The sequence below is a fragment of the Nocardiopsis dassonvillei genome, assembly GCF_964273065.1.
Lineage (GTDB): Bacteria > Actinomycetota > Actinomycetes > Streptosporangiales > Streptosporangiaceae > Nocardiopsis > Nocardiopsis dassonvillei_B.
Genome location: NZ_OZ186815.1, coordinates 5,069,140 through 5,086,045, shown reverse-complemented (window position 1 = coordinate 5,086,045; position 16,906 = coordinate 5,069,140). Strand labels below are relative to the sequence as shown.

Here is a 16,906-nt window from a genome sequence, read left to right as displayed (position 1 = left end):
CCCGGCGCGCCAAGAGAGGACTGTACGCCTCCCGCGGGCCCCGTGCCACCTCGGGGGCGCGTCCGCTCCCGGGCGGGCCCCGCGCGGCCCGTCCCGTCCCCCGCACCGGACCCCCCTCCGGGCCCGCCGGACCCCTCTCGCGGGCCCGTCCCCCCTGGTCGGCGCCGGGGGCGGGGCCGCCCCGGGCGGTGCGCAGAGAGCGGCGGCCGGTGGCGGCCACCGGCGCGCGAAGCGCCGGAGGGCGTCCCCGCCGCGGGGACGCCCTCCTCCGCCGCCGTCAGGCGACGTTGAACCCGTCCGGGTCCGGCCCGATGCGGCCGTTGCGGTCCAGCGCCCCGATCCTGTCCAGCTCGTCGCCGTCCAGCACGAAGTCGAACACGTCGAAGTTCTCCGCGATGCGGGACGGGGTCACCGACTTGGGGATGACCACGTTGCCGATCTGGAGGTGCCAGCGCAGCACCACCTGGGCGGCGGACTTGCCGTGCTCGGCACCGATCTCGGTGAGCACGGGGTCCTCCAGCAGGCCCTTGCCCTGGCCGAGGGGGCTCCAGGCCTCGGTGAGGATGCCGTGCTCGGCGTTGAGCCCGCGCATGGCCTCCTGGGAGAAGTACGGGTGCAGTTCGATCTGGTTGACCGCGGGCACCAGGTCGGAGTTCTCCAGCAGGCGGGCCAGGGTCTTCTCGGTGAAGTTGGACACCCCGACCGCCTTGGCGCGGCCCTCGGCCGCGATGCGCTCCAGCACCTTCCAGGTCTCGACGTAGGCGTCCTGGGCCGGGACGGGCCAGTGGATCAGGTAGAGGTCGACGTAGTCCAGGCCGAGGCGTTCGAGGCTGGCGTCGAAGGCCCGCAGGGCCTTGTCGGCGCCCTGGTCGTCGTTCCACAGCTTGGTGGTGACGAACAGCTCCTCGCGGGGCAGGCCGGAGGCGGCCAGGGCCCGGCCGGTGCCCGCCTCGTTGTCGTAGATGCGGGCGGTGTCGATACTGCGGTAGCCGACCTCCAGGGCGGTCTCGACGGAGGCCTGGGCCTGGTCGTCGGGGACCTGCCAGACTCCGAATCCGAGCTGCGGCATACGGAGGCCGTTGTTGAGGGTGACGTGCTGCATGGGTCCCTTTCCGGGGTCGTGGAGACGGTGCTGCGGTGGGGGTCCGTCGAGGGGGCCGGACGCGGTGGCCCGGGCCCGCGGCGGTCAGTGGGGCAGGCGGACCAGCATCTTGCCGGTGTTGGCGCCGCGCATCATGTCGAGGAAGGCGGTGACCGCGTTGTCGATGCCGTCCACGACGGTCTCCCGGGCGCGCAGGTCGCCCTCGGCCAGCCAGCCGGCGGCGCGCCGGGCGTACTCGCCCATGAGGCGGCCGTGGTCGCCGACGATGAAGCCGCGCAGGGTGAGCCGCTTGCCCACGGCGAGGAACAGGTTGTCCGGTCCGGGGACCGGCTCGGTGGCGTTGTACTGCGAGATCGCCCCGCACAGCGCCATGCGGCCGTGGTCGCGCGCCGCGGCGATCGCCGCCCGCAGGTGGTCGCCGCCGACGTTGTCGAAGTAGACGTCGATGCCGTCGGGGGCGGCCTGGGCGAGCTGCTCCTCCAGGCGGCCCTCGCGGTAGTCGATGGCGGCGTCGTAGCCGAACTCCTCGACCAGGCGGCGCTTCTTCTCCGGTCCCCCGGCCGAGCCGACGACCCGGGAGGCGCCCAGGCGGCGGGCGATCTGGCCGGCGAGGGAGCCGACCGCCCCGGCCGCGCCGGAGACGAACACCACGTCGCCCTCGCGGACGGGGGCGATCTCGGTGAGGCCCACGTAGGCGGTGAAGCCGATCATGCCGAGCGCGTTGAGGTAGGCCTGCGCCGGCGCGGCCTCGGTGTCCACGATCCGGAGCGCGGTGGCGGGCAGCAGGGCGTGGTCGCGCCAGCCCAGGGAGTGCAGCACGGAGGCGCCTACCGGGACCGAGTCGTCCCCGGAGGCGATGACGGTGCCGACCGCGCCGCCCTCCATGGCCTCGCCGAGGCGGTAGGGGGCGACGTAGGACTTGGAGTCGTTCATCCGGCCGCGCATGTACGGGTCGACGGAGATCCAGTCGTTGCGGACCAGGACCTGGCCGGGACCGGGGTCGGGCAGTTCCGTCTCGACGAGTGCGAAGTCGGCGGGGACGGGCTCTCCGACCGGGCGGGCGACGAGGTGGACTTCCCTGCTGGTGACGGACACGGTGAACCTCTCGAACGGATGGGCCGCTGGAACGGTGTCGGGTCCTCTGGGCGGTGCGCGGTGGACCCGGGGGCCGACGGTAGTACCTCCACGTATTGATCGACCAATAAAATCGCCGAAGTGAGCCATAGGTATTCCAATGGATCGACGGCGGTCCTCGAGGACCTCCCCGTCGAGACCGGCCCCGCACCGCTGGATCTGCAGCAGCTGAGGACTTTCCTGGCCGTGCACCGGTCCGGGTCCTTCACCGCCGCGGCACAGGCGTTGCGCCTGTCACAGCCGACCGTGACCACACAGATACGCTCGCTGGAGCGCCGCCTGGGACACTCCCTGTTCGAGCGGCTGCCGCGCGGTGTCGCACCGACCGCGGAGGCCAACGAGCTGGCGGCCCGGATCGCCGAGCCCCTGGACGCGCTGGAGCTGGTGGCCGGGGCCGGTCCGGCGGCGCCGCACCGGCCGCTGCGGCTGGCGGGCCCGGCCGAGGCGCTGCACATGCTGGTGCTGCCCGCCCTGGCCCCGCTGGTGGAGTCGGAGGGACTGCGGCTGCGGGTGCGGCACGGGCTCTCCGAGGACCTGCTGGAGGAACTGCGCGCGGGACGGCACGACCTGGTGGTGTCCACGGTGCGGCCGCGCGGGCGCTCGCTGGTCGCCGAGCCGCTGGCGGACGAGGAGTTCGTGCTGGTGGGCGCACCGCTGTGGGTGGAGCGCATCGGCTCCGAGCGACTCGCCCGGCAGGGGGCCTCGGCCCTGTGCGAGGTGCCGCTGGTGGCCTACGACGAGAGCCTGCCGATCCTGCGCCGGTACTGGCGGCACGTTTTCGGGGTCCGGCTGACCTGCAAGGCCGCGGTGTCCGTGCCGGACCTGCGGGCGGTGATGGTCACGGTCGCGGGCGGCGCCGGGATCAGTGTGCTGCCCCGCTACCTGTGCCAGGGGGAGCTGGACGCGGGACGGCTGGTGACGCTGCTGGACCCGGAGGACCCGCCGATCAACACCGCGTTCCTGGTGCGGCGGCCCCAGATGCCGGAGAACTCCTGCATGGACCGGGTGCTGGCGGTGCTGTCCGCGGCGGGGCGCTCCTGGTGAACCCCTCGACCGCATCGGGCCGCAACCCGCCCCCCGTACCCGGGATCCCACCTTCCCGACGGACGACGGCGAGGGAGGCCCGATGACAGAGGACGTGGCGGCGGGGGTACGGCGGTCGGGGGCCGTGACCGCCCTGGTGGGCCTGGTCGCGGCGGGGTTCGCGGTGTTCGCGCTGCTGCGCTGGGCGGGCCTGGAGCGCGGGTTCCCGCTGGTGCCGCTGCTCGCCTACACCCCCTATGCGGCGGGGGCGGCCGTCCTGGCCGCCACCGTCGCCGGGGTGCTGCGCCGGTGGGTCTCCCTGGGCGTGCTGGCCGTGGCGGCCGCCGTCCTGGTGGCGGCGGTCGTGCCCCGGGCGGTGGTGTACGCGGTCACCGACATGGGCGGGCCCGCGCTGCGGGTGATGACCTTCAACGCCCTCGGCGGCGGGGCGCGGGTGGACGAGGTCGTCGGCCTGGTCCGCGACCAGGAGGTGGACGTGCTGGCGTTGCAGGAGGTCACCCCGGAGCTGCTGGCCGACCTGTCCGCCGCCGGGCTCGACGACCTGCTGCCGTACGTCGTCGACCGATCCGGGGCCGGCGTGGAGGGGAGCACCGTGCACGCGGTGCTGCCGCTGACCGACGCGGGCTCGCTGAACGGGCCGGACGGGTTCGCGATGCCCGTCGCGGCGATGGAGGTGCCGGGCGCGGAGTACGGCGGGGCGGTGGAGGTGGTGTCGGTGCACACGCCTCCCCCGCTGAACCCGCGGTACACCGCGGCCTGGGAGGCGGAGCTGGCCGCGCTGGCCGCTCCCCCGCCGCAGGAGGTGCGGCGCATCCTGGCCGGGGACTTCAACGCCACCCTGGACCACGCCGCCCTGCGTGACGTCCTGGACGCGGGCTACGTCGACGCCGCGGCCGCCCTGGGCGAGGGCACCAGCCCGACCTGGCCGGTCCTGGGGCGGGCGCTGCCCCCGGTGACCATCGACCACGTGCTGGTCCCCCCGGACACGGGGATGGACGACCTGGAGGTGCTGGAGGTGGCCGGGAGCGACCACCGGGCGGTGGTCGTCACGGTGACCCTCCCCGGCGGCCGCTGAACCCGGACCCGGGCTTGACCCTCACACCGGTGGCAGGGCCTACGTTCGGCGCATGAGCGAACAGCCCTCCGCCGCGGCACCCGCGGCCCGCTTCCAGGTGGTCCTGCCCGACGAGTCCCCGGAGATGCCTCCGCGGGTCCTGACCGAGCTCGCGCTGCGGGCCGAGGGCCTGGGGGCGGACACCCTGTGGCTGCCCGACCACCTGCTCCCGCCCGAGCCCTACGGGAGGACCTTCGGCGGCGTGTACGAGCCGCTGGTGACCCTGGCCCACCTGGCCGCACGCACCGAGCGGGTCGGGCTGGGCACGTCGGTGCTGGTCGCGCCGATGCGCGACCCGTTCACCCTCGCCAAGCAGGCGGCGACCCTGCACGCCCTGTCCGGCGGGCGCTTCGTACTGGGGGTGGGGGTCGGCTGGTCCCGGGAGGAGTTCGCCGCGGTGGGCGCGGACTTCGCCGGACGCGGCGCCCGCACCGACGAGGTGCTCCGGCTGCTGCGGCACCTCTTCGAGGGGGAGGGGGCCTTCCGGGGACGTTTCCACTCCTACGAGCGGGGCGTGTTCGAGCCCCGCCCCGCCTCACCCCTGCCGGTGACGGTGGGCGGCACCTCGGAACCCGCGCTGGCCCGGGCCGCCGCCCTGGCCGACGCCTGGCAGGCGGTGGGCCTGGACGCCGCCGGGTTCGCCCGCCGACGGGACCGGCTGCGGGAGCTGGCCGGGCGCCCCGTACGGGCACAGGCCCGCATCGCCTGGTCCGGCGCGGATGCGGACCTCGGGCCGGCCGTGGACCTGTACCGCGCCCTGGAGCAGGCGGGAGCGGACGCCGTGGCGGTGTGGTTCGGGGAGTGGGAGGGGTTCGGGGAGCGGATGGAGCGGTTCGCCGCGGCGGTGCGCCGGTCGGCCTGACCGCGCCCGCGGACCCCGGCGGGGCCGCCGGAGCCGGGGCCGGACCCCGGACGCGGGGCTCAGCCGAGGAGGCCGCCCCGGTACTTCTTGTGGACCGCCTGCTTGGACACGCCCAGCGCCTCGGCGATCCGTTCCCAGGTGGCCCCCTGGTTGCGGGCGCGGCGCACCAGGACCGCCTCCAGGCGCTCCATCTCCTTGCGCATGAGCACCGTGGCGTCCAGCCCCACCAGGGGGTCGGCGTTCTCGGTGGCGCGGGCCAGGTCGGTCAACCGCTCGACGTCCATGGACCGACTTTATTCGAGGCCCGCGGCGGCCGCACGGAGGGGAGGACCCTGCCCCGCCGGTCGAGCGGGGCGGGGGGCTGTGGCACCGTGGGGGCGATCCGATGGCCGGACGAAGGAGAGCGTGTGGGACACGGCGACGCGGTACCCGCGACGGAGGAGCTGGTGCCCGGGGTGGTCGTGGACCGCGCCCGGTTCGAGGACGTTCCGGCGATCGTGCGGCTTCTCGCCGACGACCGGCTGGGCGCCTCCCGGGAGTCTCCGGACGAGCCGGAGGTGTACCGGCGGGCGTTCCAGGAGATCGACGCCGACCCGAACCAGTTCCTGGCGGTGCTGCGCCGGGGCGACCGGGTCGTGGGCACCCTCCAGCTGACGTTCATCCCCGGGCTGTCCCGGCGGGGGTCGCTGCGGGTGCAGGTGGAGGCGGTGCGGGTGCACGGGAGCGAGCGCGGCACCGGCCTGGGGACGGCGTTCATGGAGTGGGTGGAGCGGGCGGCCCGGAACCGGGGCGCGGTGCTGGTCCAGCTCACCTCCGACCGGAAGCGCGAGGACGCCCACCGGTTCTACGAGCGCCTGGGCCACGAGGCCTCGCACCTGGGTTTCAAGAAGCGGCTCGGCTGACCGGATCGTTCCGGTGGCGGCCCCGATCGTGCCTGTCGGGGGCGGGGGCGGCACGGGAGGATCGGGACATGACGAGAGCACTCCTTGTGGTCGACACCCAGAAGTCCTTCCTCCGGAGGGAGACCTGGCAGGCCTCCTCCAACCCCGACGTCGCCGACGACGTCGCCGCGCTCGTGGAGCACGCCCGCGGGCGCGGCGACCGGGTGGTGTGGATCCTGCACACCGAACCGGGGACCGGCACCGTGTTCGACCCCGACCTCGGGTTCGTGGAGCCCCTGGACGGGCTCGAACCGCGGGAGGGCGAGCCGGTGCTGCGAAAGACCGTGCACAGCGCCTTCGGCGGCACCGACCTGCAGCGGATCCTCGACGGCTGGGGGGTGTCGGAGGTGGCGGTCTGCGGCATCCGCACCGAGCAGTGCTGCGAGACCACCGCCCGGGCCGCGTCGGACCTGGGATACGGGGTCACCTTCGTGGTGGACGCCACCGCCACCGAGCCGATCCAGGCTCCGGGCTCGCCGCGGGGACGGGCGCTGGCGGAGATCCTCGCCGACCCGCTCACCCTGGGCACGGAGGACGTCGTCACCCGCACCGTGTACGCGCTGTCGGGGCGGTTCGCGCGCATCGCCACGGTCGCCGAGGTGGTCGGCGTAGACTGACCGGATCGTGAGCACCGTCGGTTTCCTCCTCACCCCGGGCGTGCACCTGCTGGACCTGGCCGGTCCGGCACAGGTGTTCTCCACCGCCGCCGACCTGGGCCTGGGTTACGAGGTCCGCTACAGCGCGGCGCGGGAGGAGGTGGTCACCGCGCAGGGCCTGGCCCTGCGGGTGTCCACCGACGAACTGCCGTCCTCCCCCGGCGACCTGGTGGTCGTTCCGGGGTGGCGGGCGGGCGGGCGCGTGCCCTACCGGGTGCTGACCGAGGGGCAGGCCGCCGCGCTGTCCGCCCACCGGGCGGCGGGCGGGACGGTGGCGAGCGTGTGCTCGGGCGCCTTCGCCCTGGGCGAGGCCGGTTTGCTGGACGGTCGGCGCTGCACCACCCACCACGGGCTCCAGGACCTGCTGGCCCGCCGGTTCCCCGAGGCCCGGGTGGTGCCCGACGTGCTCTATGTGGCCGACGGCGGCGTGATCACCTCGGCGGGCATCGCCAGCGGCATCGACCTGGCCCTGCACCTGGTCACCGTACGGCACGGCCCCTCGGCGGCGGCCGCGGTCGCCCGGGAGATGGTGGTGTACGCCCGCCGCAACGGCGACGAGCCGCAGGCCGGGGTGATGCTGCGTCACCGGGGGCACCTGGTGGACGCGGTGCACCGGGTGCAGGACGTCATCGACGCCCGGTTCCGCGAACCGCTGCCGCTGGCGGAGCTCGCCGCGACGGCGCGGGTGAGCGAGCGGACGCTGACCCGGCTGTTCACGGCGGCGACCGGGCTCACGCCGCTGCGGTACCAGCAGGGGTTGCGCCTGGAGCACGCCGAGCACCTGATCGGGACGGGCGAGACGGCGGAGGCCGCCGCCCGGGCCGTGGGCTTCCGCGACGCCCGCATGCTGCGCCGCCTGCGCTCACGCCCGGCCTGACCGGAGCCCGGCCCGTACGGGGTCCGCCCGACGCGTCCCGGGCGGGACGCCGGGGCCGGACGCGGGAGGACCCGCCGCGGCGCGGCGGGTCCCGGAGCCGCGGTCAGGACCGCAGTGCCTCGATGAGCTGGTGCTCGTCGTCCTTGGACAGGTTGGTCTGGATGACGGTGGGCCGGAGCGGCTTGAAGGCGTCGATGACGCGGTCGGCGGTGTTGATGTCGGCGAGCAGGAAGACCGCGGCGCGGCCGTCCTCCAGGTGGGTGCCGATCTGCTTGATCACGTCGTCGTCGATACCGACGTCGGTGAGTTTGCCCGCCACGGCGCCGGTGGCCGCGCCGACGGCCATGCCCAGCAGGGGGTTGAGGAAGATCAGGCCGATGAGGGTGCCCCACAGGGCGCCGCCCGTCGCGCCCGCGGCGGTGGTGCTCACGGTCTGCTGGATGCGGGGGCGGCCCTTGTCGTCCTTGTAGGCGTAGGCGGCGTCCTCCAGCCGGAGCAGCTGCTGCTTGTTGAGGTCGGCGGCAAGGTCCAGGGCGCGTTCGGCGGTGTCCCGGTCGGCCACGCCGAGGACGATGAGCTGTGCCATGGGTGTGCGTTCTCCCCTCGTCACCGGGTCCGGGTGTCGGACCCGATCGGCGGAACCCTTCCCGGGGGCGGGGCGGGGCAATGCCAGGAGGGGGGCGGCGGTCGGCAAAGCCCGCCCGTCACCCACCACCCTCAACCGGCGGCCCACGGCCGCAGCACCCCCGCCCGTCACCCACCACCACCCTCAACCGACGGCCCACGGCCGCAGCACCCCCGCCCGTCACCCACCACCACCCTCAACCGACGGCCCACGGCCGCAGCACCCCCGCCCGTCACCCGCCACCGGTCGTCGCCGCTCCCGGCCCGGCTCAGGTGCGGCGGGCGAGGAAGAGGCGGGTGACGTAGGGGATGCGGACCGCCCCGTCCGGGAAGTGGTCGCGGGCCAGGGCCGTGATCGCCTCGCGGGCGGCGTCCTCACCGAGGGCGCGGACGACCGCGGCCACCTTGCTCGAGGACAGCGCGCCGCCGAGCAGCCCCTCCAGGTCCTGTTCGCGGGTCCAGGCCGTGGTGTGCTCCACCGCGTCGGCCAGCCCGTCCGTCGCGTTCATCTCCCCCACCGTGTCGAACACCCGGTAGTCGCGCCGGTAGTCGTCGCCGTACCTCTCCAGCAGGCCCTCGTAGGCGTCGACGAAGTCGCTGGACTCCCAGTCGCGGTCGTTGTGAAGGACCGCGACGGTGCCGCCGGGCGCCAGGACCCGCGCGGCCTCGGCGTAGAACGCGGGCCGGTCGAACCAGTGCACGGCCTGGGCGGCCAGGACCAGGGAGGCGGACCCGTCGGGGAAGGGCAGGGCCTCGGCCCGGCCGTCCACGTACTCCAGCCCGTCGGCCTCCTCGACGGCGGTCCCGCGCATGGCGCGGCCGGGTTCGACGCCGACCACCCGGGGCCCGGGGCCGAACAGGTGGCGCAGGGTGCGGGTGGAGATCCCGGTACCGGAGCCGACGTCGAGCAGGAGCCGGGGCTCACCGGTCCCGGCCAGGACGTGCTCGCGGAGGCGCTCGGTGACGTCCTCGGGGTAGCCGGGGCGGAAGCGCCGGTAGTCGTCGGTGAGCCGGTCGAAGGCCTGGGTCCTGTCGGTCAACGGCGGTGCCTCCCGGTGGGTCGTGCGACCCGCCCGGGCGGCGGGCCCGGACACCAACCTAACGGGACGGGGTCCGCATCCCGAAGAGGAGGCCGCCGTGCGCGCCGCCGGGACGACCGGCCCCCGGGGACGCGGGTCAGTGGGCGGGGACGGGGACGCGGTAGCGGGAGGGGCTGAGCCCGGTGTGCTGTTTGAAGGCGGCGCTGAAGGCGAAGGCGCTGCCGTAGCCGACCCGGGCGGCGACCGCCTCCAGCCCCAGGTCCGGGCGGGCCGTGAGCAGGTCGCCCGCGAGGGTGAGCCGCCAGTTGCGCAGGTAGGTCATGGGAGGGACGCCCACCGCCCGCTGGAAGCGGTCGGCGAGGGTGGAGCGGGACACCGCACAGGCGCGGGCCAGCCCCGCCAGGGTCCACGGCTCGGCCGGGCGTTCGTGGACGAGGTCCAGGGCGCGGGCCGCCACCGGGTCGCGGCGGGCGTTGAGCCAGCTCGGGGTGCGGTCGGACGCGTCCTCGATCCAGGCTCGGACCGCCATCACCAGCAGGCAGTCCAACAGCCGGTCGTTGAGGCCGGCCTGGGCGACGCGGGCGCTGGTGACCTCCCTGGCCAGCAGGGAGACCAGGCCCGGGTCGACGCGCTCGCCCGACAGCACCGCCAGGCGGGGCAGGGCTGACAGGGCCAGGCGGCCGACCTCGCTGTCGTCCTCGTAGGCGCCGACGACCAGGGTGTCGGGCCCCTCGGGGTCGTTGCCCCAGGTCCCCACACCGTGGCGCATGCTCACATGCACCTCCTGCCCGTCGGCCGCCACGCAGCGCTGCCCCGGGTGGACGGTGACCGTTGGGGAGCGTCCGCCGCGGTCGGAGAACGAATAGGGGTCCGGGCCGCGCACGAGGACCACGTCCCCGGCAACGGCCTCGGCGCCCGTGTCGCCGACGTCCACCCACACGCGCCCGGAGGTCACCACGGCGAGGGTGAGTGCGGAGCGGTCGAGCAGCCGGATGCCCCACGGGGGGCGCATGACCACGCGCAGGGTGAAGGCGCCCCGGGCCCGGGGCCCGTCGAGGAGGTGGGAGAGCGGGTCCATGGCCCCGAGCCTATGTCAGACGATTTCTTATGTCCTCCGGTATTCGGACCATGTTCCGTCCGGCTCCGGCCTGATGGACTCGGGTCATGAACGAGAACACGAACACCGACCACATCCTCGTCACCGGCGGCACCGGCATGACCGGGCGCCGGGTGAGCGCCCTCCTCACCGAGGCCGGGGTCCGGGTCCGGGTGGGCTCCCGGGCCGGGGAGCCGCGCTTCGACTGGCATGACGCCTCCACCTGGGACGCCGTCCTGGACGGGGTCACCGGCGTCTACCTCTGCTACCACCCCGACCTGGCCTTCCCCGGCGCCGCCGAGGCGGTGTCGGCGTTCGCCGAGCGCGCCGCCGCGGCGGGCGTGCGCCGGATGGCGCTGCTGTCCGGTCGGGGGGAGAAGGGGGCCCGGGAGGCCGAGGACAGGGTCCGGGAGGCCTTCCCCGGCACGACCGTGCTGCGCTGCTCGGTCTTCGCCCAGAACTTCTCCGAGAGCTTCTTCCTGCCTCCGGTCCTGGAGGGCACCCTGGTCCTGCCGGTGCCCGACGTCCCCGAGCCGTTCGTGGACCTGGACGACGTCGCCCGGGCGGCCCTGCTGTCCCTGACCGAGGACGGGCACGCCGGCGAGACCTATGAGCTCACCGGCCCGGAGGCGATCACGTTCACCGAGGCGGTGCGCGTGGTGGGCGAGGCGGCCGGCAGGCGGGTCCGCTTCCTGGAGGTGTCGCCGGAGGAGTTCGTCGCGGCGATGACGGCCGCGGGCGCTCCCGAGGAGCTGGCGCACGGCCTGGTGGGCCTGCTGGAGGAGATCCTGGACGGCCGCAACACCGAGCCCGTCGGCGGGGTGGAGCGCGCGCTGGGCCGTCCCGCCACCTCGTTCGCCGACTACGCCCGGGGCGCGGCGGACGCCTGGCGGTAGCCGGCCCGGACGGGCGTCCACCGCCGCGGCGGGCGTCGGCCGCCGACGGGGCGTTCGCCCGGCGGATGCCCGACGCGCGCCGGGCCGGGCGGGACCGTCTCGGCGAACGTCCGCCTCGGTGGGAGGGCGAACCGCCGCGAAGGGCGGGCGGTGGTGCCCCTCCGCCGCCTCCCGGCTCCGGCGTCCCGCCGCCGGGTCCGGGATCAGGTGGACCGGTGGTCAGGTGCCCGAGCCCGGAACCCGGCCACCGGCCCGGATCACCCGGGGCGGTAGTGGGCGCCGAAGCCCAGTGCGGCCCAGTGGCGCTCGTGGCCGGAGAGGCGGCGGGCGTGGGACTCCCAGGTGGTGGGGAGGCTCCAGGCCTTCTCGGCGACGCCTGCGAGCCGGGGCAGCAGCAGGAACGCCAGGTCGTCGAACCCGGTGAGGGTCTCCCCCCAGACCGCGGCCTCCACACCGGCGACGGCGGCGTCCGGCGCCGCCCGCCCGGGATCCCAGTCGAAGGCCGCCTCCCTGGTGATCGGCGGGTAGGCGGGCAGGCCGAGCCGGGCCCGCATCCCCTCCTGTTCGGCGGCGGCCGGCTCGGCGTAGGGGCGGTCGAGGTAGAGGACCGAGTTGGGCGAGACCAGCACCGGCACCCCTGCCGCGGCACCCGCGGGTACGTCCCCCGGGGAGATCCGGAACGTCTCGGCGGCCCGGTCGACCAGGGCGTGGAACTCCTCGGGCACCTGCCGCTTGATGCTCTCGGGGTCGAACTCGTCCGGGGCACCGATCCAGTACTGGAGGACGTCCTCTCCGTCCATCACCCCGGCCCGGGCGGCCTCCTGCCAGGCCACCACCCGCTTGCCCGCCGCCCGGGCGCAGGCGTGGGCGTGGCGGACGAAGCGGACGTAGTCGCCGTGCTCCATGCCGAAGGGCTCGTCCCCGCCGATGTGCAGGAACGGCCCCGGGCTCAGCGACGCGAACTCCTCGATGACGTCACGGGCGAAGTCCCGGGCGGCGGGCACGTCCGGGTGCAGGAACCGCACGCGGGGGTGGAGCACCGGGAGGTCGCCCTGGAGCTCGGGGTAGGCGTCGAACGCGGCGCCGGTGTGGCCCGGCAGGTCCACCTCGGGCACCACCGTGACGTACCGCCGGGCGGCGTACTCCACCAGCTCCGCGAACCCGGCGCGGGTGTAGTGCGGCCCGCCCGCGGTGAGCCGGGGCCACGCCGCCGACTCCACCCGCCACCCCTCGTTGTCGGTCAGGTGCAGGTGCAGCACACTGAACCGGTACAGGGCGAGCAGATCGATGATCCGGCGCACCTCCTCGGCGGTGAAGAAGTGCCGCGCCACGTCCAGGGACAGTCCCCGCCAGGCGTACCGGGGCCCGTCGGCGAGGGTCCCGCCGGGCGCGTGCACGGTCCCGTCCGCGTGCAGGACCTGGGCCAGGGCGGTGAGCGCCCGGAACGCGGCCTCGTCCGAGGCCGCGGTCACGCGCACCCCGCCGGGGGCGATGTCCACGCGGTGCCGCTCGTCGGCGGACACGGACCGGGGGTCGATCCCGGCGGCCGGGGGCACCTCGGTCACCCCGCCGCGGGCCACGTGGACGTCGCCGCCCTCGGCGACCTCCTCCACCCGCACGCCGTGCAGCCGCCCGGCGAGGTCGGCGAACCAGGCGGCGGCGTCGGCGGGCGCCCCGGACAGGGTGATCCGACGACCGCTCCCGACCAGCACCGGCGGGCCGGCGGGAGCGGTGACGGGCGGGGGGACGAGGCCGACGGCCTCAGGAAGCAGGGGCACGGAATCGCCTCTCGTATTCGGCACGGCGCTCGCGCTGGCGGTCCGGGTCGGCGACCGGGGCGGACAGCAGAAGCCGCTGTGTGTAGGGATGTTCGGGGTCGCGGGTGACCCGCTCGGCGGGGCCGGTCTCCACCAGCTCTCCGCGGTGGATCACCGTCACCCGGTGGCTGAGCGCGCGCACCACCGACAGGTCGTGCGACACGAACAGGTAGGAGACGCCGGTGCGTTCCTGGATGTCCAGCAGCAGGTCCGTGACGGTCCGCTGGGTGGTGAGGTCCAGCGCGGACACCGGCTCGTCGCAGACGATCAGCCGGGGTTCGACGGCCAGGGCGCGGGCGATGGCCACCCGCTGGCGCTGGCCTCCGGAGAACTCCCGGGGCAGGCGGTGCGCAGCGTCGGCGGGGAGCGCCACCCGGTCGAGCAGGTCGGCGACCCGCTCCCGGGCCCGCCGGGCGGGCGTTCCCTGGGCTACGAGGGGTTCGGCGAGGGTGTCGCCGATGAGCAGGGACGGGTTGAGCGAGGTGTAGGGGTCCTGGAAGACCACCTGGATCTCCCGGCTCAGGGCGCGTCGCCGCCGCCGTCCGGCGCGCTCGATCTGCTCCCCGGCGAACGTGATGGTGCCGTCCGCGACGGGGACCAGGCCCAGGATCGCCCGGCCGATGGTGGACTTGCCCGAGCCCGACTCCCCCACCAGGCCGAGGGTCTCCCCCGGCCGGATGTCCAGGGAGACCCCCTTCAGGACCTCGGTGCGCGGTGTCCGCCGGTTCCGGCCGGGGAAGGACACCCGAAGGTCGCGCACCTCCAGCAGGGCTCCGTTTCCGCTCATGCGTCCGTCTCCCGTCCGTCGTGGCCGATGTGGTCGGCGGGGCCGGTGCGCCGCCGTGCGGCGCCCGGGCCGGAGCCGTGTCCGGGCGCCCGGGGCCGGGGTATCCGCGGTTCGGGGGAGCCGCGGCCGCCGGGGCCGTCGGTGCGTGGAGGCGCGGGGGTGTGCGTGGTGCCGGTCATCGGGGGGCCTCCGGGGTCCTGGGGGCGCGGGCCGGGGCGTCGTCGGGGACCGCGTCGAGCAGCCGCCGCGTGTAGGGGTGCTCCGGCCGGGTGAGGAGGTCGGCGGCGGTACCGGTCTCCACGATGCGACCGCCGCTCATGACGGCGACCCGGTCGCACAGGTCGGCGACCACGCCGAGGTCGTGGGTGACCAGCAGGACGCCCATGCCGCGTTCGGCCTGCAGGCGCCGGAGCAGCGCCAGCACCTCGGCCTGGACGGTGACGTCCAGGGCGGTGGTGGGCTCGTCGGCGACGAGCAGGGCGGGGTCGAGCGAGATCGCCCCGGCGATGAGGACCCGCTGGGCCATGCCGCCGGAGATCTGGTGCGGGTAGGCGGCCATGACCCGTTCCGGGTCGGGGATCTCCACCTGGCGCAGCAGCTCCAGGGCCCTCTCCCGGGCCTGCGCCCGGTTCAGTCCGCCGCGGACCCGCAGGGGTTCGGTGAGGTGGTCGCCCACGGTGAACGCGGGGTCGAGGTTGCTCATCGGTTCCTGCGGGATGTAACCGACGGTGGCGCCGCGCAGGCCCCGCAGGGTGCGCTCGCCCGCACCGACGGCCTCGACCCCGTCGACGAGGATGCTGCCGCGGACCACGCGGCCGCCGACGGGCAGCAGGCCCAGCACCGAGAACGCGGTCTGGGACTTGCCCGAGCCGGACTCGCCCACCAGGCCGAGGACCTCGCCGCGTCGCACGTCGAGGTCGACTCCGTGGACGACCTCGGTGGCGGAGCCGTCGGTGCGCGCGTAGGCGACCGCGAGGTCGCGCACCGACAGCAGGTCGGCGCGCTCCCCGGCGGTCTCCAGGGTGGTGGGGGCGTCGGCGGCGGCCCGGTGCAGCCGGCGCCCCGTGACGGGTCCGACGCCGCGGTCCTCCAGAACGTCGCGCATCGCCCCGGCCAGCAGGACCAGCGCGGCGCTGGTGAGGCCGAGCGCCAGACCGGGCCACAGCATGAACAGCGGCGCCCGCTGGATGTTGGTGAACGCCTCGTTGAGCATCGCGCCCCAGGTGGGCAGCGAGCCGCTGCCGATGCCCAGGAACTCCAGGCCCGCCTGGAGGCCGATGGCCAGCCCGGCGACCAGCGAGGTCTGGATGATGACGGGCGCGCGTACGACCACCAGCACGTGGCGGGCGATGATGCGCAGGTCGCCCAGCCCGGACACCCTGGCGGCGTCCACGTACAGCTCGCCGCGCACCCCGGCGACGACGCCCCGCACCAGGCGGTAGAAGGAGGGCGAGACGAGCAGGCCGAGCACGATCATGAGCACCCAGACGGTGGGGCCCAGAACGGCGCGGGAGGCGAGCAGGACGACCATGGCGGGCAGCGCCATGACCAGGTTGACGACCCATCCGGAGGCGGTGTCGAACCAGCCGCCGTGGTATCCGGCGGCCAGGCCCGCGGGCACCCCGACGGCCAGGGCGACGGCGACGGCCAGCAGTGCCCCGCCCAGGGTGTTGCGCCCGCCGTACAGCAGGCGGGCCCACACGTCCCGGCCCGCGGAGTCGAAGCCGAGCAGGTGCCCGCCGCCGGGCGGGCCGAAGGCGTCGCGCAGGTTCGCGGCGTCGGGGTCGTGCGGGGTCGCCCAGGGGGCGAACAGCACCAGGCCCGCGATCACCAGCAGGACCAGGCAGGACAGGACGGCCTGGGGGTCGGTGAGGAACCGCCGCCCCACCCCGGTGCGCCGCGGGGGCGCGGGGACCGCGGTGTCCGCGGGCGACTCGGTGTCCGCGACGGTCGCCGCGGGGGTGTTCTGCTCGGTCACGCGAGCCTCGCCTTCGGGTCGAGCCAGCCGACGAGGACGTCCACGAGGAGGTTGATGACGACGACGCCGATCACCGTCATCATCACCAGGCCCATGATCACGGGGACGTCGCCGCGGGTCGTGTACTGGACGGTCATGGCACCGATGCCGGGCAGGCCGAAGATCTGCTCGACCAGGACGGCGCCGCCGAGCAGGCCGACGAACTGCAGGCCCAGCACGGTGAGCGCGGGGGTGGCGGCGCTGCGGAGCACGTGCCGGAACACCACCCGTCCGGAGGGCAGTCCGCGGGCGCGCAGGGTGCGCACGTGGTCGCGGCCCAGCACCTCGATCACCGAGCTGCGGACCTGCTGGGAGACCCCGGCCACGGAGGCGATGGACAGGGACAGGACCGGAAGGGTGATGGTGCTCAGCCAGCCGCTCACTGATCTGCTCGGCGGGATGTAGCCGATGGCGGGGAACCAGCGCAGCTGCACCGCGAACACCAGCACGATCACGAGGGTGACCAGGAATCCGGGCAGGGCGTAGCCGATGACGCCGACCACCTGCACGATCCTGTCGACGAAGCCGCGGCGCACGCCGGCCCACACTCCCAGGCCGAAGGAGGCGACGGCGGTCACCAGGGTCACGCCCACCATGAGGCTGAGGGTGACGGGGAGCCGGTTGCCGATGGCCCGGGAGACGTCCTCTCCGGTGAACCAGGAGGTCCCCAGGTCGCCGCGGGCGGCGGACAGGAGCCAGTCGAGGTAGCGGACGACGACCGGCCGGTCCAGTCCCAGGGCGGCGTTGCGGGCGTCGACCAGCTCCTGGGCGGCTCCGGGCCCCAGGAGCTGGCGTCCGACGTCCAGGTCGGGGACCGACAGCAGGGTGAAGGAGAGGGCGGAGACCACGAGCAGGAGCAGCAGCGCCGACCCCGCCCTCCTCAGGACGAAGAGCGCCAT

17 protein-coding genes are annotated in these 16,906 nt (G+C 75.1%); 7 read left to right on the top strand and 10 right to left on the bottom strand.

Features of this window, described 5'->3' with window-relative positions:
* Positions 1-277 precede the first annotated feature (277 nt).
* A complete protein-coding gene (locus tag ACSUPR_RS22775; protein ID WP_436886753.1) occupies positions 278-1,102 on the bottom strand; it encodes an aldo/keto reductase in 825 nt (274 codons plus the stop codon).
* Between the two features lie 84 nt (positions 1,103-1,186).
* Positions 1,187-2,197, bottom strand: a complete 1,011-nt coding sequence (locus ACSUPR_RS22770) for an NADP-dependent oxidoreductase (protein ID WP_436886752.1) — start codon at positions 2,195-2,197, stop codon at positions 1,187-1,189.
* Between the two features lie 192 nt (positions 2,198-2,389).
* Between ACSUPR_RS22770 and ACSUPR_RS22765 the strand changes: the two genes are divergently transcribed.
* The 3 genes from ACSUPR_RS22765 to ACSUPR_RS22755 all read left to right on the top strand — a co-directional run bounded on the left by ACSUPR_RS22765 (position 2,390) and on the right by ACSUPR_RS22755 (position 5,256).
* Positions 2,390-3,280, top strand: coding sequence for a LysR family transcriptional regulator (locus ACSUPR_RS22765; protein ID WP_436892103.1), 891 nt, complete (start codon positions 2,390-2,392; stop codon positions 3,278-3,280).
* Positions 3,281-3,362: 82 nt separating this feature from the next.
* Positions 3,363-4,355, top strand: coding sequence for an endonuclease/exonuclease/phosphatase family protein (locus ACSUPR_RS22760; protein WP_436886751.1), 993 nt, complete (start codon positions 3,363-3,365; stop codon positions 4,353-4,355).
* A gap of 52 nt (positions 4,356-4,407) precedes the next feature.
* Positions 4,408-5,256 (top strand): TIGR03619 family F420-dependent LLM class oxidoreductase, encoded by an 849-nt coding sequence (locus ACSUPR_RS22755; RefSeq protein ID WP_436886750.1) that lies wholly within the window; start codon positions 4,408-4,410, stop codon positions 5,254-5,256.
* A 59-nt stretch (positions 5,257-5,315) separates the two neighbouring features.
* Here the strand turns inward: ACSUPR_RS22755 and ACSUPR_RS22750 are convergent, their stop codons facing one another.
* Positions 5,316-5,540: a helix-turn-helix domain-containing protein gene (locus tag ACSUPR_RS22750; RefSeq protein WP_436886749.1), complete on the bottom strand. Its 225-nt coding sequence runs from the start codon at positions 5,538-5,540 to the stop codon at positions 5,316-5,318.
* A 123-nt stretch (positions 5,541-5,663) separates the two neighbouring features.
* Here ACSUPR_RS22750 and ACSUPR_RS22745 point away from each other — a divergent pair, with 123 nt between their 5' ends.
* From ACSUPR_RS22745 to ACSUPR_RS22735, 3 genes are all read left to right on the top strand, one after another.
* Positions 5,664-6,158, top strand: a complete 495-nt coding sequence (locus tag ACSUPR_RS22745; RefSeq protein WP_436886748.1) for an N-acetyltransferase family protein — start codon at positions 5,664-5,666, stop codon at positions 6,156-6,158.
* A gap of 68 nt (positions 6,159-6,226) precedes the next feature.
* Positions 6,227-6,814 (top strand): isochorismatase family protein, encoded by a 588-nt coding sequence (locus tag ACSUPR_RS22740; RefSeq protein ID WP_436886747.1) that lies wholly within the window; start codon positions 6,227-6,229, stop codon positions 6,812-6,814.
* Positions 6,815-6,821: 7 nt separating this feature from the next.
* Entirely contained in the window at positions 6,822-7,730 is a 909-nt protein-coding gene (locus tag ACSUPR_RS22735) for a GlxA family transcriptional regulator (RefSeq protein ID WP_436886746.1), read from the top strand.
* A 103-nt stretch (positions 7,731-7,833) separates the two neighbouring features.
* Here the strand turns inward: ACSUPR_RS22735 and ACSUPR_RS22730 are convergent, their stop codons facing one another.
* The 3 genes from ACSUPR_RS22730 to ACSUPR_RS22720 form a co-directional block, all read right to left on the bottom strand.
* Entirely contained in the window at positions 7,834-8,316 is a 483-nt protein-coding gene (locus tag ACSUPR_RS22730; RefSeq protein ID WP_436886745.1) for a DUF1269 domain-containing protein, read from the bottom strand.
* A gap of 307 nt (positions 8,317-8,623) precedes the next feature.
* Positions 8,624-9,394, bottom strand: a complete 771-nt coding sequence (locus ACSUPR_RS22725; RefSeq protein ID WP_436886744.1) for a class I SAM-dependent methyltransferase — start codon at positions 9,392-9,394, stop codon at positions 8,624-8,626.
* Positions 9,395-9,530: 136 nt separating this feature from the next.
* A complete protein-coding gene (locus ACSUPR_RS22720; protein ID WP_436886743.1) occupies positions 9,531-10,472 on the bottom strand; it encodes an AraC family transcriptional regulator in 942 nt (313 codons plus the stop codon).
* A gap of 86 nt (positions 10,473-10,558) precedes the next feature.
* Here ACSUPR_RS22720 and ACSUPR_RS22715 point away from each other — a divergent pair, with 86 nt between their 5' ends.
* The gene (locus ACSUPR_RS22715; protein WP_436886742.1) at positions 10,559-11,386 is read left to right on the top strand and encodes an NAD-dependent epimerase/dehydratase family protein; all 828 of its coding nucleotides are present in this window, start codon (positions 10,559-10,561) and stop codon (positions 11,384-11,386) included.
* Positions 11,387-11,643: 257 nt separating this feature from the next.
* Here the strand turns inward: ACSUPR_RS22715 and ACSUPR_RS22710 are convergent, their stop codons facing one another.
* The 4 genes from ACSUPR_RS22710 to ACSUPR_RS22695 form a co-directional block, all read right to left on the bottom strand.
* On the bottom strand, positions 11,644-13,164 hold the full coding sequence (locus ACSUPR_RS22710) for a family 20 glycosylhydrolase (RefSeq protein WP_436886741.1): 1,521 nt from the start codon (positions 13,162-13,164) through the stop codon (positions 11,644-11,646).
* Entirely contained in the window at positions 13,148-13,990 is an 843-nt protein-coding gene (locus ACSUPR_RS22705; RefSeq protein WP_436886740.1) for an ABC transporter ATP-binding protein, read from the bottom strand. Before ACSUPR_RS22705 ends, ACSUPR_RS22710 begins: the two co-directional genes overlap by 17 nt.
* 175 nt (positions 13,991-14,165) lie before the next feature.
* Positions 14,166-15,968, bottom strand: coding sequence for a dipeptide/oligopeptide/nickel ABC transporter permease/ATP-binding protein (locus ACSUPR_RS22700; protein WP_436886739.1), 1,803 nt, complete (start codon positions 15,966-15,968; stop codon positions 14,166-14,168).
* A complete protein-coding gene (locus ACSUPR_RS22695) occupies positions 15,965-16,906 on the bottom strand; it encodes an ABC transporter permease (RefSeq protein WP_436886738.1) in 942 nt (313 codons plus the stop codon). The genes ACSUPR_RS22700 and ACSUPR_RS22695 overlap by 4 nt, the downstream gene beginning before the upstream one ends.